Annotated in this window: 13 protein-coding genes and 2 pseudogenes; 10 read left to right on the plus strand and 5 right to left on the minus strand. The window is 67.5% G+C overall.

Translation table 11 applies throughout. From position 1 onward, the window contains the following. Position 1 precedes the first annotated feature (1 nt). The 3 genes from OG609_RS39945 to OG609_RS39955 all read left to right on the plus strand — a co-directional run bounded on the left by OG609_RS39945 (position 2) and on the right by OG609_RS39955 (position 5893). Entirely contained in the window at positions 2-1114 is a 1113-nt protein-coding gene (locus OG609_RS39945; RefSeq protein ID WP_114242725.1) for an ATP-binding protein, read from the plus strand. Further along, complete coding sequence (locus OG609_RS39950; protein WP_327277286.1) at positions 1111-3906, plus strand: hypothetical protein; 2796 nt, start codon at positions 1111-1113, stop codon at positions 3904-3906. The genes OG609_RS39945 and OG609_RS39950 overlap by 4 nt, the downstream gene beginning before the upstream one ends. A 502-nt stretch (positions 3907-4408) precedes the next feature. Next, positions 4409-5893, plus strand: coding sequence for a peptidoglycan D,D-transpeptidase FtsI family protein (locus OG609_RS39955; RefSeq protein WP_327277287.1), 1485 nt, complete (start codon positions 4409-4411; stop codon positions 5891-5893). A gap of 507 nt (positions 5894-6400) precedes the next feature. Here the strand turns inward: OG609_RS39955 and OG609_RS39960 are convergent. Next, a complete protein-coding gene (locus tag OG609_RS39960; RefSeq protein WP_327277288.1) occupies positions 6401-7237 on the minus strand; it encodes a DUF6042 family protein in 837 nt (278 codons plus the stop codon). A 592-nt stretch (positions 7238-7829) separates the two neighbouring features. Here OG609_RS39960 and OG609_RS39965 point away from each other — a divergent pair. Together OG609_RS39965 and OG609_RS39970 are read left to right on the plus strand one after the other, a co-directional pair. Further along, entirely contained in the window at positions 7830-8345 is a 516-nt protein-coding gene (locus OG609_RS39965; protein ID WP_327277289.1) for an HIT family protein, read from the plus strand. A 436-nt stretch (positions 8346-8781) separates the two neighbouring features. Next, positions 8782-9031 (plus strand): annotated as a pseudogene (locus OG609_RS39970) (SRPBCC family protein); the annotation flags it as partial. Between the two features lie 93 nt (positions 9032-9124). Here OG609_RS39970 and OG609_RS39975 read toward each other — a convergent pair. Then, positions 9125-9952, minus strand: coding sequence for an EamA family transporter (locus OG609_RS39975; protein WP_327278345.1), 828 nt, complete (start codon positions 9950-9952; stop codon positions 9125-9127). Between the two features lie 202 nt (positions 9953-10154). On the opposite strand from OG609_RS39975, the pseudogene OG609_RS39980 reads away from it, so the two are divergent. Further along, positions 10155-10328: pseudogene (locus OG609_RS39980) on the plus strand (LysR family transcriptional regulator); the annotation flags it as partial. A 4-nt stretch (positions 10329-10332) separates the two neighbouring features. On the opposite strand, the gene OG609_RS46500 reads toward OG609_RS39980, so the two are convergent. Further along, a complete protein-coding gene (locus OG609_RS46500) occupies positions 10333-10722 on the minus strand; it encodes an oxidoreductase C-terminal domain-containing protein (RefSeq protein WP_442818097.1) in 390 nt (129 codons plus the stop codon). Between the two features lie 271 nt (positions 10723-10993). On the opposite strand from OG609_RS46500, the gene OG609_RS39985 reads away from it, so the two are divergent. After that, positions 10994-12403 carry an amino acid permease gene (locus tag OG609_RS39985; RefSeq protein ID WP_327277290.1) on the plus strand — a complete coding sequence of 470 codons (1410 nt, stop codon included), beginning with the start codon at positions 10994-10996 and terminating at the stop codon, positions 12401-12403. Between the two features lie 832 nt (positions 12404-13235). After that, positions 13236-14876: a cytochrome bc1 complex cytochrome b subunit gene (qcrB, locus tag OG609_RS39990; RefSeq protein WP_327277291.1), complete on the plus strand. Its 1641-nt coding sequence runs from the start codon at positions 13236-13238 to the stop codon at positions 14874-14876. 9 nt (positions 14877-14885) lie between these two features. Here the strand turns inward: qcrB and OG609_RS39995 are convergent, their stop codons facing one another. Continuing rightward, positions 14886-15275: a cytochrome c oxidase subunit 4 gene (locus OG609_RS39995; protein ID WP_327277292.1), complete on the minus strand. Its 390-nt coding sequence runs from the start codon at positions 15273-15275 to the stop codon at positions 14886-14888. After that, positions 15272-16984 carry an aa3-type cytochrome oxidase subunit I gene (gene ctaD, locus OG609_RS40000; protein WP_442818041.1) on the minus strand — a complete coding sequence of 571 codons (1713 nt, stop codon included), beginning with the start codon at positions 16982-16984 and terminating at the stop codon, positions 15272-15274. The genes OG609_RS39995 and ctaD overlap by 4 nt, the downstream gene beginning before the upstream one ends. Positions 16985-17493: 509 nt before the next feature. On the opposite strand from ctaD, the gene OG609_RS40005 reads away from it, so the two are divergent. Then, positions 17494-18666 (plus strand): helix-turn-helix transcriptional regulator, encoded by a 1173-nt coding sequence (locus tag OG609_RS40005; RefSeq protein WP_327277293.1) that lies wholly within the window; start codon positions 17494-17496, stop codon positions 18664-18666. Positions 18667-18815: 149 nt separating this feature from the next. Beyond that, entirely contained in the window at positions 18816-21524 is a 2709-nt protein-coding gene (locus OG609_RS40010) for a M4 family metallopeptidase (protein ID WP_327277294.1), read from the plus strand. The last annotated feature ends 204 nt before the right edge of the window (positions 21525-21728 follow it).

Below are 21728 nucleotides of genomic sequence, written 5' to 3' on the forward strand. Positions count from 1 at the left end.
TATGTCCGATCTGTTGCGCGCTCCTGCCGAGATCAAGTACGCCGAGGAACTGGACTGGCTGGAGTCCATCGACGACAACCCCAAGCCCTTCTCCTGGCGTCTGTCCCCGAAGATGGTCCGCCTGTTCATCCTGGGTTCCGAGCGCTCCGACGGCCTGGACCGGGAAATCCCGCAGAAGTGGTACGGCGACCGCAGTTTTGTCGAGCGCTCCATCGTCACGTTGGCCTCCGACCGCGGGCTTCTGCTCATCGGCGACCCCGGCACCGGCAAGAGCTGGCTGGCCGAGCTGCTGTCCGCCGCGATCTCCCGCAATTCCACGCTGGTCGTGCAGGGCACAGCCGGTACCACCGAGGACCACATCAAGTACTCCTGGAACGTGTCCATGGTCATCGCCAAGGGCCAGTCGCGGGAGTCGATGATTCCCTCGCCGATCATGACCGCGATGGAGGCCGGCGCGATCGGTCGTTTCGAAGAACTCACCCGCTCCACCAGCGACGTCCAGGACGCGCTGATCTCGATCCTGTCCGAGAAGTACATCTCGGTCCCGGAACTGGACAGCGACAACATTGTGTTCGCCAAGCCCGGCTTCTCGGTCATCGCCACCGCCAACAGCCGTGACCGGGGCGTCAACGACCTGTCCTCGGCACTCAAGCGCCGCTTCAACTTCGTCCGCATCCCGGTGGTGACGAACAAGAAGAGCGAGGCGGAGATCGTCCGCTTCCGCACCGAGGAGCTGTTGCGTCGCCACCAGATCGAGCTGGACGTGCCGCCGACGCTGCTCGACGTGCTGTTGCAGAGCTTCGCCGACCTGCGCGCCTCGGCGGCCGCGGCCGGCAGCGACGACGAGAAGCTGGAGTCCGCTCTCTCCTCCGCCGAACAGATCGGCGTGCTCGAGGACGCGATCCTGCACAGCAACTTTTTCGGCGAGCGCGCCCTGACCGCCCGTACGCTGGCTTCCTCGCTCGTCGGGTCACTGGCCCGGCGCGAGCCCGAGGACCTCGCCATCCTCAACAAGTACCTGCACGGCGTCGTCGAGCCGCGCAGCAAGGAAGAGGGCGGATCCTGGCCGGAGTTCCTGGAGGGCGGCCGCGACGCGATCGCCACCCTGTCATGAGCAGCACGCACGAGGGGCCCTTCGAAGCACTGCGCGCGCAGCTGCAGGAGGCCGCCGCGACGTTCGCCGACGGGCCCGACGCCCTGCAGGGCATCCTCCTCGGAATCGTCGACGACGTCGATCGCGCGGTGCGTGAGCCACTGGAGATCTTCCCCGTCTGCCACCACTCGCCCGCCTCGGCGGTTGCGATGGCACGCCGTCTGCGGGAGAAGCAACCGAAGGTCGTGTACCTGGAGCTGTGCGAGGACATGGCGTCACTCCTGACCGAACTGCGCAACTGCAAGCTGCCGGTGGCCCTCCAGGCGTTCGCGGCCGAGGTCGACGGCTTCCCGGCCGAGTGGTCCCCGCTCTCGGTGGTCGCACCGATCACCGAGGCTTCGGCCGAATACCAGGCGATCGCCTACGCACTGGACACGCCGGGCGTAGAACTGGTCCTCGTCGACCGTTCCTCGGACCACGTCTTTCAGTGGGACGCGCGCGAAACTCACACGGACGACCCAGCCGATCCGGACGCACCGCCCGCCCAGGAGGAGGCCGCGCTGCACGGCGACGCGGTCGGCGTGGAGCTCGGCGACCTGCGGCCGCGCTTCGCCGAACTGGAGGAACACCTGCTCCACCACGGCAGGGTGCGGCACTGGTCGGAGTGGTGGCACCAGTACGTCGAATTGCCGCTCGGCGACAGCGACCACGACACCTACCGCCAGGTCATGCTCCTGATCGGCAGCCTCTTCCGGCGCCTCGCACCCGGCGACCCCCACCGGGTGCGCGTGGACGAGGACCGGGAGCGCTATATGTGGACCAGGATGCGCGAGCACCTGGCCGCGACCGGCACCGATCCTGCGGACTGCCTCTACATCTGCGGCGCCTTCCACGCGGCCAGTCGCGTCGGAGAGTTCGGCGTCCACGGCACCGACACCTTCGAGATCAGCCCGCGCAGTGACACCAAGTGGCAGCATGGCCTGATTCCGTCCAGCCACGCGGCGATCGAGGCGCAGTTCGGCCTCGCCGCCGGCTCGGTGTCGATCGCCGCGACGGTCTGGGCGAAGAACGTCAGGCGCACGCGCGTGGAGCCGTACCGCCTGGCAGGTCAGGCGGGTGCGAAGAAAACGAAGGCCAAGAAGACCGCGGCCGCGGCGGCTCCCGTACCGGCGGTTCAGCCCTCGGACAAGCTGACCGGCTTCCTGCAGCGACCGCCCGTCCTGGACCGACTGGACGAGACCGAACTGCTCGGCTGGTCGGTGGAGATCGTGCGCGCCGCGCGCCGAGGCGGCTACCTCGCTTCCACCGCCGACGCCATCGCGGTGTTCGAGACGTCGATCCTGCTGGCCGGGATGCGTGACCGGGCCAGACCCACGCCGTACGACTTCCAGGATGCGGCCGTCACCTGCATCGAGAAGGACACCGTGCCCGGCCGGCGCGACGTGCGCCGCCTCGTGGAGATCATGATGGGCGGCGACCGGGTCGGCCAGGTCGGCTACGACGCGCTGCCACCCCTGGCCCGCGACGTGCACGACCGGCTCACGCCCTTGAACCTGAAGCTCCAGCAGCGCGGCGTGCAACGGGCGCTGCTGGACATCGCCTCCCAGCCGGAACTGGAGCGCTGCTCCGACGTTCTGTGGACGCTGCGCTTCCTGATGCCGCAGGGCGCGGCTCGGCCGATCATGGGCGAGCGGAGACTCGGGGAGCGGCCGATCCAGGAGTCGTGGGACCTGGCGCTGGGCACTCACCAGCGTGCGCTCATCGAACTCGGCTACGAGGGCGTCAGCATCGAGCAGGTCCTGGAGCAGCGACTGCGCCGTGCGGTGTACGGCCCGCAGGCCACCGCGGCGACCGTCCTGGAAGCCGTCGAGGACGCGACGCTGTACCTGCGCAGCCGCCGCCTCGCCGACGAGCTGGGCACACGCGCCCTGGAGGTACTGTCGGCCGAACGCAGCGTGGACGGCGCACCGGAAGTGCTGCGCCGGGTAAGACGGTTGCTGGCGTACTACCGCACCAGCGAGCCGGTGCTGCCGCCGTGGATCGAGTCCTTCGTCAAGACCGGATACGCGCACTACTGCACCCTGCTGCCGACTGCGTTCACCGACGACGACGCCACCGTTCGCCAAGTGGCGGCGATGCTGGGCTTCCTGTTCAGCATGGAGAGTCTGGCGCTGTCGCTGGGCTGCGACCGGACCCAACTCGAGCTGGCGCTCGCCCAGTCGCATCCGCAGGACCCGCCGAAGACAGCGCTGCTGTGGGCGGCTCAGGTGCAGCTCGGGCACCTCTCCCGCGCGGACCTTCGGGCCAGGTGCGACGAACTGCTCGGCAATCCCTTGGTGGTACCCGCCTATCCGCGCTACCTCAGCGGCTTCGTACACGCCCTGGAGCCCGTCCCGGGCCTCACCGACTTTGTCGTGGAGGCAGTCTCGAACGCGTTCGGACGGCTGCCGGACCCGGTACTCCTGCCTTGGCTGCCGGCCCTGATCACCACCCTGCGATCGGGCGGTGCCGAGCTGGCCCCGCTGCTGATCCGTGAGGCCGGGCGGATCTTCCCCGGCCGGCTCGCAGCGCTGGACGAGTGGGTACCGCCGTGGCGGGCACAGCCGGAAGCCGTGCATACGGCGCGGCGCGCGGACGGCAGCCGCGGTTGTACGCTGCTCGCTGCCCACCCCGCGGCGTGCGACGCGGTGGCGAGCCTGCTGGGCTGTGACGGGACGTGGGAGACGGTGGACCCCGGCCTCACAGGCGCGGCACTGGCCGGTCGCCATCCGGATACGGCTATGGCGCTGGAGGTGCTGCTGGCCGGCGCATGATCTCGGCGGGGTGGAAGCCCGCGCAGCGGATCCGCCGTCGGCGGCGACCGGCGCCGCAGACACCCCGACGGCCCGGCAAGCGGTGCCGCAGACGCCCCGGCGAGCGGGCCCAGTTCCGGCCGCAGCCGGGTCAAGTCCGCGGTCAGCCGCCGGGCGACGGCCGCCGGCACGTCCACCTGGCGTGCCCCGCCGGCCTGCCCCGGTGGTAGAGGAGATCGAAACGGTAGATGCGGCTGTCCTCTGCGATGACCTGCCCGAACGCCTGTCGGATCCGTCTGGGAAGACCGCCCCTCGACCCGGTCACGGTCACTTCTCGCTCATCGCTATGGACGCCCTCGGCCGGCCAGAATCACCGTCACCTCGACGAACAGGGTTTCCGCCCGGAGAACCCCCAATAGTTCGGTCCACGGGCAGGAGCAGCGAAGGTGCCTCGGTGCAACCATGCGGTCTGCAGGTGCATCTCCATTGTTGAAGATCGAATGGTTCGGGAAGCGGGAGAACGATGAACAGGCCGTTGCGGCATATAGCCGTCTTCTGTGGACTGCTGGTGCTGGCTTTGTTGCTCCGGGCGAACTGGCTCCAGTATTTCCAGAGCGATGCTCTTGCCACTGACGAGCACAATCGCCGGGTGAAGATCACTCAGTTCGCCACCCCGCGCGGTGACATCATCGTGGGGGGTGACCCGATCACCGGTTCGAAGGCGGTCTCCGGCACGGACTTCAAGTACCAGCGGACCTTCAAACAGGGCGCGATGTACGCTCCGGTAACCGGGTACGCCTCACAGGCGCAGGGCATGTCCCTGCTGGAGAAGACGTACGACAGCGTGCTCAGCGGCCAGGACGACCGGTTCGCCTTCCGGCACGCCAAAGACATTCTCACCGGCGAGCAGCGCCGCGGCGGCGACGTGATCACCACGATCGACCCGAAGGCGCAGAAGGCGGGCTACAAGGGTCTGACCGACCTCGGTGCCCGCGGCGCGGTCGTCGCCCTCGACCCGCGCACGGGAAAGGTACTCGCGCTGGTCTCCACCCCTTCCTACGACCCGTCCGTCTTCGCCGGGAATTCGTTCAAGGAGGGCGACAGGTTCCAGGACCTCGTCGACGACAAGAGCAAGCCCCTGGCCAACCGCCCGCTGCGCGAGACCTTCCCGCCCGGCTCGACGTTCAAGATCCTCACGGCGGCCGCCGCCCTGGAGAACGGTGTGGTCACCGACGTCGACGCGGCGTCCGGCGCCGTTTCCCCGTACCCTCTGCCACTCTCCTCGAACAAGATCAGCAGTGAAGCCGGCGACGCGGTCTGCAACAAGGCGTCCATGAAGACCGCCATGCAGTACTCCTGCAACAACGTCTTCCTCGACGCGGCCTCCAAGGTCGGCGCGGACAAGATGCGAGAGACAGCGGAGAAGTTCGGCTTCAACGCCGACGTCTACTCCGACGAGTTCGGCGACATGCTCGCCACCAAAAGCCTCTACCCGAGCCAACTGGACAAGCCGGGGACCGCGCTGACAGGCATGGGCCAGGGCAGTCTCACCAGCACCCCGATGCAGATGGCCATGGTGACCGCTGCTCTCGCCAACGACGGCAAGCTGATGCAGCCGTACATCGTCGAAGAGCTGCGCGGCCCCGACGTGTCGACCCTGGAGAAGCACGAACCGAAACTCAAGAGCCAGGCCGTCTCTGAGGAGACGGCGAAGAAGGTCCAGGAAATGATGGAGTTCACCGCCAAGGAGGGCAGCGCCCAACGGGCCCTGATCGACGGCGTCACGGTCGGTGGCAAGACCGGTACGGCGCAGCGCGGTGTGGATGTGAATGAAGAGGTGCCGTACGGCTGGTTCGTCTCGTACGGCAAGAAGGCCGACGGTGCGTCGGTGGCGGTTGCGGTTTTCATCGACCCGACGGACATGGACATCTCCCGCTCGGACATCTCGGGCGGACGGCTGGGCGGACCGATCGCGAAGCGCGTGATGCAAGCAGTGCTGGGAAGCTGAGGGATCAGCTCATCTGATGAGTCTGCGGCCTGATCCGCAGGACAGAACCAGGGCTTTGTCAGGTGTCTGGCCGGGTTGTGATTCCCGTGGTTCGCTGTGGGTGCGAGGGCGGATGAACCAGCCTCATGGATGGTCGGCCAAGGCGATGCGGCCGATGGCCGAAAGGCCTGAGACTGATCATCAGCGATGGCAGCAGTTCATGACCACCGCGGTTCCAGATCCGCCACCGGTCGATGTGAAAGCTGCACCCACCCATGCATGCCCGCGCCGTGGGCACGCGGGGCCGGAACGGATCAACACCTGGGCAGCTGCACCCGGTCAAGTCCAGGACCGGGGCGCGCGAGACCTCACGGTCATCCTTCGCGCACCCCCGGGGCGGGCTGGACCGGCAGGCCGCCCACATGTTCATCGGTCGTCCCTCGCATACCCGGGGCATGCCGCGCCAGCCGTATCGTCCGGGAATGTGCGTCCCGGCCCGGACCACGCGCATCGTGACCTGGTGGCGCGCTACTTTCGGGGTGCGGGCTCGCCCTCTGGGCCCGGGAAATCGGTCGGGAGGGTGACTTCCATCTGCCCTTCGTCAGTCATTTTGTGGATACCGATGCGAGTGGCGTCGAACTGGGTCCAGTCGCACCACAAGCGGAACACCTTGTGCGGAGGCAGGTCCGTGATGTCGAGACTGGCGGTGAAGTCGCCTTCGTTCAGAAGCAGCTGGACGGCCTGGCGGGCGTCGTGAGGGTCCCCGTCGATGGCGCGGGCAAGCCGTTCAAGGCTGGTAGTGAGCTCTGATTGCCGGTCCCCATCGGGATGGAACAAGTCGATGATCTTGTAGGAGGCGTCTTCGTAGGCGGCTTCGAAGCGCAACTGGCGCTGGATAGCGGCTTCCTCCTCGGCCAGCGGGAAGACATCGGCGGGCGCGGGCAACGGGTGCGCAGGATGCAGGCGCAGCACACCGTCCCTGTCGGGGATCTCGTGGATGACGTCGGCCGCTACCAAGAGCGTGATCACGTCGTCGTTGGTTTGGAGTGGAGGCAGTCCGTAATACGCGGCATATCGGGCCGCGTCGGCCATCTGCCGGCGCACCTCGGCCTGCTCGTCCTCGTCCCAAGTCGAGGGGTCCTCCCAACAGGAGAGGCTCAGATCCCCGTCCGGGTTTGACGAGCTGCATACAAACCGAGTCATGTCCTTCCTGGCGAGCGGGGTCTCTTCCGTTACCAGGCCCGTCAGGAGAAACGTCAGGGCATGGGGCCGCAAGCGTGCCCACCCGCCGCGCATCACTTCGTGGAAGTGCTGCTCACGGTTGTGCTCCGACCAGTCCTTCAAGGGCTCCGTCTTCATCAGCATGAACTCCTTCGCGGCAACGGCATGCTGGCACAAGGATGTCAGGTAGCCCGCCACTCGGGGCAGAGGTCGCAAAACAACTTCGATGTAGTCGATCTGGGTGAACTCGACCTGAAGGCACGGGGCCTTGGAGATGCTGTTCGTCGACCGTGGTCACCACAGGGTGCGGGCTCTTGCGACTGACGGATCCACTCGGCGGCGGAACACTGGACAGGTGCGGGCTGACAGTCGTTTTGGTCGATCGGAAACGGCAGGTCGCTGCCGCTGATCGAAGGCGCAGCGTTCAGCTGCCGGCTTTTCGGGGCGGAAGGACGTGCTCTGTCGTGAGCAGGCATTTCTCGAGGGAGCGGATCCGATGGATTCCCGTGTCTGGTTCGATAGTGGCGATGAGGGCAACTCGCACGGCCCGGCCTCCCTCGACCTGATGACCGGCGGTGTGGCCCTGTAGCCGGAGTATGTCGACTGGCGGGTGCTCGGGCTCTGCCCGGGTGCCGGCCTGTCGGCCCTCGTGCGGGACCGCGTCTACCGAGGCACGGACCCCGCGTTTGGCGATTCGCACTTTGCCGTTTCAGCGGATCGGCAGAGAGGAGAGAGTGTGTCACCGGAGCAGCAATCCCATGACCTTGAAGCCTACGAGGCCAGGGTGCGCGGCGGCCCGTGCTTTGTGTGCGAGTTCGTGGCGGGTGTCCCTGGTTCTGCGCATGTCACGGTGTATGAGGACGACCAGCACGTCGCCTTCCTTGACCGGTATCCGACAGTGCCGGGGAAGGTGCTCGTGGCCCCAAAGGCTCACATCGAGCACGCTGTTCGCGATCTGAACGAGTTTGCTTACCTGCGGCTGATGTCGGTGGTCCGGAAGGTGGCCTTGGCGGTGGAGGCGGTGATGAAACCCGAACGTACGTACCTGCTGTCCCTTGGAAGTCAGCAGGGGAATTCACATCTTCATTGGCATATCGCCGGCCTCCCTGTGGGAACCCCGTACCGGCAACAGCAGTTTCACGCTTTGATGGCCGAGAATGGCGTGCTGCCCTTCACGGACGAGGAGGCTGCCGCAACGGGCGAACGCTTGCGCGCGGCACTTTCCGAGGGTTGGGCGGCCGGCAGCGAGTAGGCGGTACTGGGTCGCTGCCGCGCGGCCCGGACTCAGGCGGTCGCCGCAGCCGCGGACAGTCTCGTTCACCGGTCGGCTCGGCACCCTCGGACTGAGGGTGTAGAGCCCGACCGTGAACCGTCCCGCGGCTCCCTGTGAACGAGTGCACCGAGGCCCCCGCTTCGGGGTATCGGCGCCCGGCGTTCAAGTACTGGATCGATGCTCACGGATGGGTGCAACCGCTGCATGGAGGTACTGAAGGAGGAGACCTTCATGACGCCCAACCGTCGGCTTCAACGGTGAGTGTCCGGTGCAGTGCGGCGAGGCCCTCGGTGTAGATGCCGTGGAACAGGGCGATGGCCTCGTCGTCGCTGATGGCGAAGAAGCTGATCGACGACTCCGCGCCCGCACCCGCCGCCTAAACCGTTCCCCCTGACTCAGTTCCCCAGGAGATTCCGTGGCCACAACCACCGCATCCATCGACATTCCTGTATCGCCCGACCGCATCTGGCAGCTCATCGGCGGCTTCGACTCCCTTCCCGACTGGCTGCCCTACATCCCCACCAGCGAACTCAGCGAGGGCGGACGCGTCCGCACCCTCGCCAACGAGGACGGCGGCGTCATCGTCGAGCGTCTCGAGTCCTTCGACGACAAGGCCCGCACCTACAGCTACTCCATCCTCCGGGCCCCCTTCCCTGTCGGCGGAGCCCGTCGAAGCCACGGCCGGTCATCGGATGGTGTGCCCTTGAGGGCGGCGTTGAACGAGGCGGGCTCCGGGTGGGTGTGATCGGTGAGTACCTTTATGGGGCCGTCTTCTCCTTGAGGTGCTGAGCGACTGTGCCCACGGCGAGGGCGTTGGCGGATACGATCACGGCGATGGCCAGCCACGCTGCCATCCCGATGTGCTGGCCCAGCACGAGCAGGCCGACCAGGGCGGCGAACACCGGGTTGACGCTCATGAAGATCCCGAAAAAGTGGGCCGGGATCCGGCGCAGCGCGAGCAGGTCAGCCAGGAACGGCACGGCGGAGGACAGCACTCCGGCGGCCAGCGCGCACAGCAGAGCGGGGGCCGTGGGGCGGTGGAGCCACAGGACCGCGACGCCTACGGGCAGGTAGAGCAGGCCGGAGACGGCCGCGGCCGCGGCCGATCCCTGCAGACCTGGCAGGCGCTCGCCCACGGTGCGGTTGAGCAGGATGTAACAGCCCCAGCAGACGGCGGCGAGCAGGGCCAGACCGATGCCGAGGTAGTCGGTGCTCGGCCGGGGGCGCGTGAGGACCACCACGGCCGCGGCGACGGCGAGGGCGCAGACCAGATCGGTGCGGCGGCGGGAGCGGGCCAGGGCCACGGTGAGCGGGCCGAGGAACTCCAGGGTGACCGCGAGACCGAGACCGATCCGGTCGATCGCCATGTACAGCGTGAGGTTCATGGCGGCGAACACCGCCGCCAGGCCCAGCACAGGCCGCCATTGTGCGGTGGTGAATGACCGCAGCTTCGGCCGGCCCGCGCCCAGCAGCACTGCGGCGGCCACCCACTGGCGCACCGCCACGACGCCTACCGGTCCGAGGACCGGGAAGGCGAGGGCGGCCACCGACGCTCCGACCTGATTGGACAGACCGCTGCCCAGCATCAGGGCGATCCCGGACAGTCGGGGCGGGGCCGTCGGCGGTGCGGTCCCGGCTGTCATTTCCGTACGAGCATCGGTTGCCATGACACGACCATCCGCCACGACGATGCATACGCAAAATGCATTGGACACACCATCTATACACTTGGCGCATGGATGGTCATGCGGAGCTTGAGCTGCGGCACCCGCGCTGCCTGGTCACCATGCCATCGCCACCGGCCGCTGCGTCGGCGTCACTCCACAGGCCACCGCCACCCAGTACCGACGTGACGGCATCGTCTACCGGCCCCTGCGCGACGCCGGACCCGTTCCTGCCCACCTCATCTGGCGCCGGCATGCCCCCCACCCTGCTACGCACGCCGCCGTCGCCCTGCTCTGAGACCTCAACCGTGAAGGCGCCTGACACCGAGCTCTCGACACGGAGTCTTGAAATGGTTCTGCTGGGGTGGCACGTCCGGAGTCACCGCCGGAGTCCGAGAGTCGGCTGCGCCGGCCGTCCCCAGGGGCTGGCACGCTGCAGGCGCCTTGCTCAGGGGACGCAGGTCGGTGGCAGGTGACGCCAGCGCCTCGGCGGCTACGGGAATACGGCGCTCGATCAGCATGCGCGCCGATCGCAGCTCCTTGGGGCGGTTCATTCCGGCGGCGGTCACGAGCACGTCCCTGCCGCATCCAGAAGCCGAGGAAGCCGCTGTCCGATTCCTCGTCTCGCGGGACGAACTCGTCGTCGGCGCAGGGCCTTCCAGGCCCGTCAGGAGGGTGATCGACGGCCGCAGTGGGCGCTGGAGCCTCTGAGCCCATGGAGAAGGATGCGCGGTCGCGTGGGCTCAGTTCCGTCCGATTTTCGGTCACGGCCAGTACCTCGGTGAACATTCACCGGTGATTTGTTGTGCGGTGTCCGATAACCGAGCATGGAAGCTTCCCCCGGCGGTTCCCGTAGCAGGCGTGCGCCCGCACGCTGGGCCGCCGCTGCACGGACCGGGGGTCGTGGCACTGCCTCGCGGGGCAGGCGACGGTACCCAGCACGATGAAAGGCGCACGATCCCCATGCACGACACCGGAACCGTCTCGCAATCGGCTCCGGCCCCGACCCAAGGCCCCGACTCCGCCCGGACGGGACGCCTTCCGTCCCCGGAGCGGGAAGGGGGCAGCCGGCACGCCCGGCGCTTCGGGCTTCCGGTTGCCACCGCACTGGTCATGGGCAACATCATCGGCGGCGGCATCTTCCTGCTCCCCGTGTCCGTCGCCCCGTACGGCACCATCAGCCTCGTCGCCTTCGGCGTGCTCACCGTCGGCGCCATCGCGCTCGCTCTCGTGTTCGGGCGTCTCGCGCAGCGCGACCCGCGCACCGGCGGGCCGTACGTCTACGTGCGCGAGGCCTTCGGCGATTTCGCGGGCTTCCTGGCCGCCTGGTCGTACTGGATCACCTCCTGGGTGAGCAACGCGGCGCTCGCCGTCACCGCCGTGGGCTACCTGGACGTGCTGCTGCCCCTGCATGACTCGCCGTGGCTGATGATGACCGCCGCACTCGTCGTGCAGTGGTTGCCGGCTCTCGCCAACCTCGCGGGGACCCGTTACGTCGGCGCGGTGCAGCTCGTCTCCACCGTGCTGAAGTTCGTGCCTTTGCTGCTGGTCGCGATCGGTGGACTGTTCTTCTTCGACCCGGACAACCTCGGTCCTTTCCAGGCCACGGAAGGTGGCGCTCTCGGCGCGGTCTCCGCGTCCGCCGCGATCCTGCTCTTCAGCTATCTCGGCGTCGAGTCGGCGGCGGTCAGTGCGGGCGAGGTGCGCAATCCGCGGCGCAACGTCGGAAGGGCGACCGTCCTCGGCACTCTCGGTGCGGCGCTGGTGTACCTGCTGGGTACCCTCGCCGTCTTCGGTACCGTTGCGCACGACAAGCTGCTCACCTCCAGCGCCCCCTTCACCGACGCCGTCAACGCCATGTTCGGCGGCACATGGGGCGGCGCGGCGGTCGCCTGCGCGGCGCTGGTGTCGATCGTGGGCGCGCTCAACGGCTGGACGCTGCTCAGCGCCCAGACCGGGTACGCCGCCGCCCGCGACGGGCTGTTCCCGGCACGCTTCGCGGTGAAGCGGCGGGGTGTGCCCACCTTCGGTGTGATCGTCACGGTCGTCCTCGCCTCGTCGCTGACTGTCTACAACTACATGGCCGGGACGGCCGGTGTGTTCGAGATCCTGGTGCTGGTGACGACCTTCACCGCGACCGTCCCGTACCTCCTGGCGACGGCGGCCCAGCTGTACTTCCTCGTCTCGGGACAGCGCGACAGGGTTCGCCCGGCTCGCCTCGCCCGTGACGCCGTGCTCGCGCTGGCCGCCTTCGGCTTCTCCATGTGGCTCCTGGCGGGCTCCGGCTACGCAGCCGTCTACCAGGGCGTGCTGTTCCTCTTCGCGGGTGTCCTGGTCTACGCATGGATGTCGGCCCGTAAGGCGCGCGCCTGACGTCTCGGCGGGGGACTGGTGAGCCGACCGGCCAGGTGTGGAGGGCGCGTCGGAGTGCCTGTGCTCGACGTACCGGCTGGAGGTGTCACCGTAGGGGCAACGGACACGAGACAGAGGGGCAGTCGTTCCCCTGTCCCTGCGTGTCCCAGGTCGGCTGACGGAGGCCACGCCGATGGCTTGGGCCACGCGGCCGGCTTCCTTGCGTATGGCGCGCGGTTCGGTGCGCCGCAGGTCCGCGGCGACGACGCGGGCCGATGGCGGATACGCGACGGCTCGGCGTCGATCTCGTGGGCCGTCATCACGTGTGGGGCGGCCGTGCGGTCGCCGCGTCGACGGACCGTAGCCCGGTGCCCCGCATGGGCGATCCGGAATCGGACGGACTGCGGGTCACTGCACGCCGGTGGCGCACACCTCGCATCCCGCTCGTGGAAGGCCGGCGGTATGGCGGCCGTGGGGGCGCGGTTCTGAGAGTTCCCGTCGTGGGGGCTGACGTGGACCGGATGTGCGCGGAGACGGCCGGCCGAGGAGGGAGTCGTCGATGTATCAGAGTTCCGTCAACTGCCTATGGAGATCGCCGGTTGGGCGAACGGAGTCATGCAGTCGAGGGCGACGGGGCGACGCGCATCACCCCTTGCGGCGGCGGGGTCCGTACATCACTCGCGGGTGGGCCCGACGCACCAGCGCGGCCCCACCCTGCACGTCAGGACCGAGTCGGCCGATCAGGTGCCGATCCCGCGATTCTGCGTAGTCCCTTCGAGTAATGCGTTACCCATAAAGGGCGAACCGGAACAATAGGGGGTGGGTGGAAGGAAGATTGACGGGAGAGTGGTGCATGCCCCTGCGGAGGCGTAAGGCGCAGCTGAAGGCCCGGGCCGGACAGGCGGCGGTCAGTGGATACGGTGCGGTGGATGCGCGCCTGCCCGTCAGCGAGTCGGCCAGGCAGTTGCTGCGCAAGGCCTTTCCCGACCACTGGTCTTTTCTCCTCGGCGAGATCGCCCTCTACTCCTTCGTGGTCCTGCTCCTCACCGGCGTGTACCTCACCCTGTTCTTCGACCCGAGCATGATGGAGAGCGTCTACACCGGTTCCTATGCGCCCCTTCAGGGCGTGAGGATGACGCAGGCCTACACCACGACCCTCGACATCAGCTTCGCCGTGCGCGGGGGCCTGCTGATCCGTCAGATCCACCACTGGGCGGCACTGGTGTTCGTCGCCGCGATCGCCGTCCATATGCTGCGAATCTTCTTCACCGGTGCCTTCCGTAAACCGCGGGAGGCCAACTGGATTGTGGGCGGGACTCTGTTCGTGCTGGCGCTCCTCGAAGGATTCGCGGGCTATTCGCTGCCCGACGACCTGCTGTCCGGTACGGGCCTGAGGACGGCGGCCACCATCGTGGGGTCGATCCCTGTCGTCGGAACGTACTTGGAGCTGTTCGTCTTCGGCGGACAGTTCCCGGGCAATGACGTGATTCCCCGCCTGTATCCCGTGCATGTCCTGCTCGTGCCCGGCCTGATCGTGGCGCTGATCACCGCTCATCTCATCCTGGTGGTCTACCTGAAACACACGCACTGGGCGGGTCAGGGGAAGACCAATGAGAACGCCGTCGGCTCACCGGCGTTTCCTCACTTCACCGCGAAGACCACAGGTTTCTTCCTCATGGTGTTCGGCGTGCTGACCTTTCTGGGTGCGCTCGCCCAGATCAACCCCGTATGGAACTACGGCCCCTATCGCGCCAACCAGGTTTCCGGTAACGCACAGCCGGACTGGTATGTCGGGTTCCTGGAGGGCGCGCTCCGGCTGATGCCGCCATGGGAGACCGACATTGCGGGCCACACCATCATGTGGAATGTGTTCATTCCGGCGATCGTGCTGCCAGGCGTGGTCTTCACAGTGCTGTTCCTTTATCCCTTCTTCGAGAAATGGGTGACGGGCGACCGCGGGGAACACCATCTGTGTGACCGGCCGCGCAACCGGCCGACGCGTACGGGGCTCGGCGTGGCGGCCATCGTCTTCTACGCCGTTCTCCTGGTCGCGGGCGGCAACGACGTCGTCGCCTTCTCGTTCAGGGTTTCGGTCGAGGCCATGACCTGGATCCTCAGAACCGCGCTGATCGCCGCTCCGCTCCTGGCCTTCGCGCTGACCAAGCGCCTCTGCCTCGCCCTCCAGATGCGGGACCGCCGCCGGCTGACCGAGGGTGAGGAGACCGGCCAGGTGACCCAGTCGATGAATGGCGACCTCTCGGAGAGCCACCGCGGCCTGAGTCCGACAGCCCGCTACCGCATCCTGATGCGTGATGTCCCGACGCCCCTGGAGCTCCCCGCGGAGGGCCCGATCTCGCGTCGGCGACGGCTTCGGTCCGTATTGAGCGGCTGGTACTACGGGGACCGCGTGGAGCTGCCCGCCACGGACGAGCAACGGTCCCGGATCGCCGAGCGGGCCGCGCCGCCGGAGCCGGTCCGCGAGCCCGAGGACTGAGAGCCGCCCTCAGTCCTGGGCGCGCGCATATTGGAAGACCATTCCGAACACCCCTGCCAGGACCACGCCCAGCCCGATCACGAAGAGCCACAGACCGAACACCACACCGAGAGCGAGCACGGCCATCCCTGCGGCTGTCAGCGACGGCCAGATGCTGTGTGGAGGAAAGAAGTCCACCGGACCGGACCGCTCATGGATGTGTCCGTCCCCGCGGTCTTCGGGGCGCAGTCCCTTCCTCCGGTAGTTGGTGGCGAAGAAGAACGTGACCAGGGACGCCATGAGGAACGAGATGGTGAGAGCCGCCGTGCCTGTCGGATCCCGGGACCACACGGCGTAGAGAACATCGGTCACGAGAAAGAACCCCGCGACCCCGGCGAAGAGAACGGCCTCGGTCTTCATTCGCCCGACTCCTCTGCAGCGCCCGATGTGGAGTGGGACCCGCCTCGTCCGAGGCCCGGCTTCTCTGGCGTGAGGGGGTGGTGCAGGTCGAAGGCCGGCGAGTCGGAACGTACGCGAGGCAAAGCCCGGAAATTGTGCCGCGGGGGCGGGCAGGAGGTCGCCCACTCCAGGGAACGGCCGAACCCCCACGGATCGTCCACCTCGACCTTCGGCGCGTAACGGCTGGTGTGCCACACGTTGTACAGGAATGGCAGTGTCGACAGGCCCAGCAGAAAGGAGCCGGCGGATGAGATCGTATTGAGCAGGGTGAAGCCGTCCGCCGCGAGATAGTCGGCGTAACGCCGGGGCATTCCGGCCTCACCCAGCCAGTGCTGGACCAGAAAGGTCAGCTGAAAGCCGACGAACAAGGTCCAGAAATGGATACGTCCGATGCGTTCATCCAGCATGCGTCCGGTCAACTTGGGCCACCAGAAGTAGAAGCCGCCGAACATCGCGAAGACCACTGTTCCGAAGAGCACGTAATGGAGGTGGGCGACGATGAAGTACGAATCGGTGAGATGGAAGTCCAGCGGGGGGGAGGCGATCAGCACTCCGCTGAGGCCGCCGAGGAGAAAAGTCACGAGGAAGCCGATCGCCCAGAGCATGGGTGTCTCGAACGAGATATTGCCGTGCCACATGGTGCCGATCCAGTTGAAGAACTTGACACCGGTGGGCACGGCGATGATGAACGACATGGCGGAGAAGAAGGGCAGGAGAACGGCTCCCGTCGCGAACATGTGGTGGGCCCAGACAACCGCCGAGAGCATGGTGATGCTGATCGTGGCCATCACCATTCCGACATACCCGAACATCGGCTTCCGGCTGAACGCGGGAATGATCTCGCTGACCACTCCGAAGAAGGGCAACGCGACAATGTAGACCTCGGGATGGCCGAAGAACCAGAACAGGTGCTGCCAGAGCAGTGCCCCGCCGTTCGCGGAGTCGAAAACATGCGCCCCGAACTTCCGGTCGGCTTCGAGGGCGAGCAGCGTGGCCGCGAGCACCGGAAAAGCGAGCAGCGCGAGGATCGAGGTGAACAGAACGTTCCAGGTGAAGATCGGCATCCGGAACATGGTCATACCCGGGGCGCGCAGACAGACGATCGTAGTGATGAAATTGACCGATGCCAGGGTCGTACTGATCCCCGACAGCACCAGGCCCATGGTCCAGAGGTCTCCGCCGGCGCCGGGCGAGAAGACGGCACTGTTCAGCGGAGCGTAGGCGAACCAGCCGAAGTGTGCCGCGCCGCCGGGCACCACGAATCCGGACACCACGATGATTCCGCCGAAGAGGAAGAGCCAGTAGGTGAGCGCGTTGAGGCGGGGAAAGGCGACGTCGGGCGCGCCGATCTGAAGCGGCATGATGGCGTTCGCGAAGCCGCCGAACATCGGCGTGGCGAACAGCAGCATCATGGTGGTGCCGTGGATGGTGAAGAGCTGGTTGTACTGCTCTACGCTGACGATCTGAAGCCCTGGCCGGGCCAGCTCCGCTCGCATGAGCATGGCCATCACTCCGGCCAGCAGGAAGAACCCGAACGCCGTGACCATGTAGAGATTGCCGATGACCTTGTGGTCCGTGGTCGTCAGCCAGCCCATGAGCCTCACACCGGTATTGATGCGCTTGTTGGCCACCGGCTCGGCCGACGCGGCTTCCTGCAGGTCCTGCGCCATCGGTTCTCCGTCCCTCCCGGTTGACTCGATGGTGGAGCCTGCCACCGTGGACGGCCCGCACGACTGGCGGTGACACCTCGAATTTCACCAGTTCACCGGTGCGCCGATCGGGTGTCCCAGGAGCCCGCCGCGTCCAAGGTGCCCGGTCATGAGCCAGACCGGCGTCACGTCTGGTGCGAGGGTCGGGGCGGACCGGGTGACGGCGCGTCTGTTCGGGCGGGAATGCGGGACTGTGCCCTGGCAGCGGACCAGCCGTGTTCCAGCCCCGCAGCCGGCCCGCGAACCGGGCGGTACGGACCCCGCACGGGCAGGGCGTCGTAGGCGGCCCCCGGCCGACCGTTCCCCGAGCGATCCAGCACCGGACCGCCCTCAGGACAGCCTCTCGGCCGCCCCGAAAGTCGTCGTATCGCACACGGAGCCAGCCGGATAATGTGATCAACCGGCAGTGACGGTACAGCGACAAGGGGCGGGTCAGTGGCGGACGATGCGGCAGGGACCGGGGCACTCCGATGTCGCGGCGTGTGTCCGATGCGGGCGTCCGGTCGTTCCCGGTGCCGCTGCGTCGAGGGACAGCACTGAGCGCCGATGGCCCTCGCCCGTCCGGCGTCGCGCCGGATGCGGCAGAGGCATCCCTGCTCACGTTCCTCGGCCTGGAGCCGCTGGAGGACGCCGTGTACCGGCTCCTCGTCGACCGGCCCGACAGTGAACCCGCCGCGCTCGCGGACGAGTCGACGGGATGCGCCGAAGATGTCGCGCGCGCCCTCGACGTCCTGGTGGAGCGCGGTCTCGCCAGCGCCCGACCTGCGGGCGATGCCGTCCTCCACTATCGGGCCTCCTCTCCCGTGCTCGCTCTCGGCCCTCTGCTGGAATTCCGCCGGGCGGCCTTGCGTCGCGTCGAGTCGCTCGTGACTACCCTGGCCGAACGGCACCGTTCCGCCCAGGCCCACGCTTCGGGAGCGCCGGTCGAGGTGCTGTCGGGGGCGGCAGCGATCCGGCGCAGGCTCCTGCTGATGCAGGATCAGGCCACCATCGAGGTATGCACCATGATGCCGCTGCGTGAGGTCCACGCAGTGATCACCGTCGAGGACAACCACGACGAGATCGAAGACGTGCTGATGCGGCGCGGGGTCGCTCTGCGTAGCGTCATCGAGCGCGACTGGCTCGAACGTCCCGAAATGGCAGCGACCGCAGCCGCCTACGCCGCTCAGGGGCAGCACATCTCCGTAGTCGACGAACTTCCCATTAAATTGATCATCGTCGACCGGCGGATGGCCCTGCTGCCGCTCGCCCCGGAGCGCGACGACGTCGATCCGGTCGCGCTGGCCGTGCACGGTACCGGACTGCTCACCGCGCTCAGTTCGCTCTTCGAAGCGCACTTCGAGAGGGGCTGGCGCCTGCTGCCCTCCGGCGTGGACCCCGGGGCCGGGGACACCGGCGGGACCGGACTCGACGCCGTGGACCGGCAGATCGTCTCCCTTTTGTACGTGGGACTCACCGACGCAGCCATCGCCCGTCAGCTCGGGATGGGGCACCGTACCGTTCAGCGCCGCCTGCAGTCCCTCATGGTCGAGGTGGGCGCGGCCACCCGTTTCCAGCTCGGCTGGCATGCGGCGTGCAGCGGCTGGCTGGACGAGACGGACGCGCAAAGCACCCCGAACCGGGGGGAAAACAGCGCCGGTTGAGGCGTATTTACGCCTCGGCGTGTTCACGCCAGGGACATCTCTTGTACGCCCCACTGGCGTGACGAAACATCTAGGCACCGAGCGCGTGGGGCCCCGCACCGCACGCGGCTGGGCGAGTTCACGCATCTGTGCGATAGGGGAGGGTTCACGTGTTCCAGACACGACAAAGACGGCTCCGCCGTGTCCTGGCTGCCGCAGTGGTAGTCGCGGCCACCGGCTCGACGCTGCTGACGTCACCGGCCTGGGCCGAGGAGGAAGCGCCGCCGACCACGACCGTGGCCGGCGACCGGGTGCCCGTCGCGCCCGCCATGACTCAGCGTCTCGACGACACGGTCCGTGAGGGCACTCCGGCCCAGGCCGCACGGGCGCACCTGAAGGCCCACCAGGACACGTACAAGGTTCCGGTCACGGACCTCAAGACCATGAGCACCAGCAAGGACGGCAAGCAGTCGTCCGTCCGCTTCCAGCAGAAGCACAACGGGGTGCCGGTCTTCGGCGCCGAATACGCCGTGCAGACCGAGGCGGCGGACGGCGGTCAGAGCGTCACCTCCGCCACAGGCACCCTGTACACGGACCTGTCGGTCTCCACCACGCCCAGCGTTGCCGAGGCCACCGCCGAGAAGCGGATGTTCTCCCTCGACGGGAAGCTGTCGCGGGTCAAGGGCGCCAAGACCGAGGGCCACGGCCTCATCGTCCTGCCGGATGCCCGAGGCGGCAAGCTGGCCTGGCACTTCACCGTCACGGGCGCCGAGGTCAACGGCAGCCCCGTGCGCCAGGAGGTGTACGTCGACGCGAACATCGGCGGCATCGCCCTCTCGTACAACAACATCGACGCCGCGGACGCCGCGCCGGCCAAGGGGACGGGCGTGCGCGTGGACGGCTCCGAGGCGGAGCTGAACATCAACAAGGAGACGGGCGGGTCGTACACGCTCGTAGACTCCACCCAGGACATGTACGCGCGGACCGGCGGCCAGATACGCACCTACGACGCCCAGCGCAAGAGTTATTCGCTGGTGGCGGGCGGCCCGGTCACCGAGGACATTCCCCTGGCGACCTCCGCGAGCGACCGGTTCGAAGCCACCAACACGTCCTCCGGCGCGGTCGACGCACACCTGAACGCGGCGAAGGTCTACGAATACCTCAAGGACAAGCTCGGCCGTGACGGTGTCGACGGCAAGGGCGGCACGATCTACTCCGTCGTCAACGTCGCGAACAACGGCAAGGACTACGCCAACGCCTTCTGGGACGGCTCCAAGATGGTCTACGGCCACATGGACGGCGTGCCGCTGTCCGTGGGCCTGGACGTGGTCGGCCACGAGATGACCCACGGCGTCACCGAGCACTCCGCCGGGCTCGTCTACCTGAACCAGTCGGGTGCCCTCAACGAGGCGATCTCCGACTACTTCGGCAACGCCATGGAGACCGCCGACAAGGGCGTCGCGATGAGCGACCCGACGTCCGGCCTCATCGGTGAATACCTCTGCAACGGCACGAAGCCGCTGGAGGAGTGCGCACTGCGCGACCTCAACGACGGCCGCAACGCGCAGACGGACTACAAGCCCATCACGCTCGACATCGACAACGGCGGCGTGCACTCCAACTCCACCATCGTCGGTGGCGCGCTGTGGGACATGCGCAAGAACATCGACTCCGGCCTCGCCGACCGGATCACCTACCGGGCCGCCCAGAACTACCTCACCCCGCTGTCCGGCTTCACCGACATGCGCAACGCCGTCACCCTCGCCGCGAAGTCCCTGAAGGTCTCCGCGGCCGACCTCGACGCCATCGACCGGGCCTTCGACGACCACGGCATCGAGCGCGGCTGGGAGCAGAAGTCCGGCACCCACGACGGCACCACCATCGGCGCCGGCATCCTGCCCGCCTACGAGGTCTACAGCGGCATCGACGAGCAGGCCGCGCAGATCAACGGCGACGTCTACGCCATCGGCCACGGTGACGCGATCGCCTGGGACCAGGGCGGCGCCGCCTTCGGCATCACCGTCGGCCGCTTCGGCAAGAAGCCCCAGCACGAACTGGCACAGTCGGACGCCTACCTGATGGACCCGTCCCTCGACGACGAGCGTGTCGTCTTCACCCGCATCTCCGGCGACAGCGTCGGCATCTACCAGGCCGGCGACAAGGGCCAGGGCGCGATCAAGAAGCTGGTCGACACCCCGGACGCCGACGAGACCGAGCCGGTCACCGAGAACGGCGCCCTCGCCTACATCAGCACCACCCCCGACGGTGAGCAGGACGTGATGCTCCGGAGGGCCGACGGCACCACGGTCGACGTGACGCCCGAAGCCGGCACCAAGGCCTCGCGCCTCGCCATGAAGAACGGCACCATCGCCTGGGCCGGTGGCGACGGGACGTACCTGTACGTCTACGACATCGCCACGGGGAAGACCCAGAACAAGCGGATCCCCGGCTTCCTGTTCGACTGGATCTCGGACATCCAGCTCACCTCGGACCGTGTCTTCTACCGCAGCACCGGTGGATTCCTGATTCCGAGCACCACCATCGGATCGACGCCGGCCGCCGATGTGACCCAGATGAAGAGCCTGACCTACCCGAAGAGTCTGTACGTTGCCCAGTTCTCGGTCAGCGACGAGTACTTCGCCTACTCGACGTACGACTTCTGGGGCGCTCTCGGCGCCTGGAACGGCCCGACCAAGGTGAAGGTCTCCACGACCGAGGACGTGCTGGCCGGCCTGAACAACTTCAGCCTCGCTTCGTGCTCCTCCGGTTCGCAACTGGCCCCGTCGCTCGGTGACGGACAGCGGATCGTCTGGCTGGACACGACGGCCGCTGCGACGGACGTGGTGACGCGCGGGACGTTCGCGGGCACCTGCGAGTAGCATCCGCCACACGCCGGAGGTGGTCACCGGATCTTCCGGTGACCACCTCTTCGCGTACGAGCAACGGAACGCTCGTCAACTTCCTGGCGACGGCTGTGCGTACCGGAACTGTGACGCCGCTCGTTTACTGCCTTTCGACGAACCGTAGCGCTCGGGCAGGCCACGTCGTTCACAGTGATACACCGGCCGGCGTGTTCAGCGGGG

Origin of the sequence: Streptomyces sp. NBC_01224, assembly GCF_036002945.1 — a bacterium.
Classification (GTDB): Bacteria; Actinomycetota; Actinomycetes; order Streptomycetales; family Streptomycetaceae; genus Streptomyces.

What these genes read in the sequence shown, in the direction of transcription:
- OG609_RS39945 (WP_114242725.1), top strand. Translation starts at nt 2, where the DNA reads ATGTCCGATCTGTTGCGCGCTCCTGCCGAGATCAAGTACGCCGAGGAA.
- OG609_RS39950 (WP_327277286.1), top strand. Translation starts at nt 1,111, where the DNA reads ATGAGCAGCACGCACGAGGGGCCCTTCGAAGCACTGCGCGCGCAGCTG.
- OG609_RS39955 (WP_327277287.1), top strand. Translation starts at nt 4,409, where the DNA reads ATGAACAGGCCGTTGCGGCATATAGCCGTCTTCTGTGGACTGCTGGTG.
- OG609_RS39960 (WP_327277288.1), bottom strand. Translation starts at nt 7,237, where the DNA reads ATGCTGATGAAGACGGAGCCCTTGAAGGACTGGTCGGAGCACAACCGT.
- OG609_RS39975 (WP_327278345.1), bottom strand. Translation starts at nt 9,952, where the DNA reads ATGCTGGGCAGCGGTCTGTCCAATCAGGTCGGAGCGTCGGTGGCCGCC.
- OG609_RS39985 (WP_327277290.1), top strand. Translation starts at nt 10,994, where the DNA reads ATGCACGACACCGGAACCGTCTCGCAATCGGCTCCGGCCCCGACCCAA.
- qcrB (WP_327277291.1), top strand. Translation starts at nt 13,236, where the DNA reads ATGCCCCTGCGGAGGCGTAAGGCGCAGCTGAAGGCCCGGGCCGGACAG.
- OG609_RS39995 (WP_327277292.1), bottom strand. Translation starts at nt 15,275, where the DNA reads ATGAAGACCGAGGCCGTTCTCTTCGCCGGGGTCGCGGGGTTCTTTCTC.
- ctaD (WP_442818041.1), bottom strand. Translation starts at nt 16,984, where the DNA reads ATGGCGCAGGACCTGCAGGAAGCCGCGTCGGCCGAGCCGGTGGCCAAC.
- OG609_RS40005 (WP_327277293.1), top strand. Translation starts at nt 17,494, where the DNA reads ATGTCGCGGCGTGTGTCCGATGCGGGCGTCCGGTCGTTCCCGGTGCCG.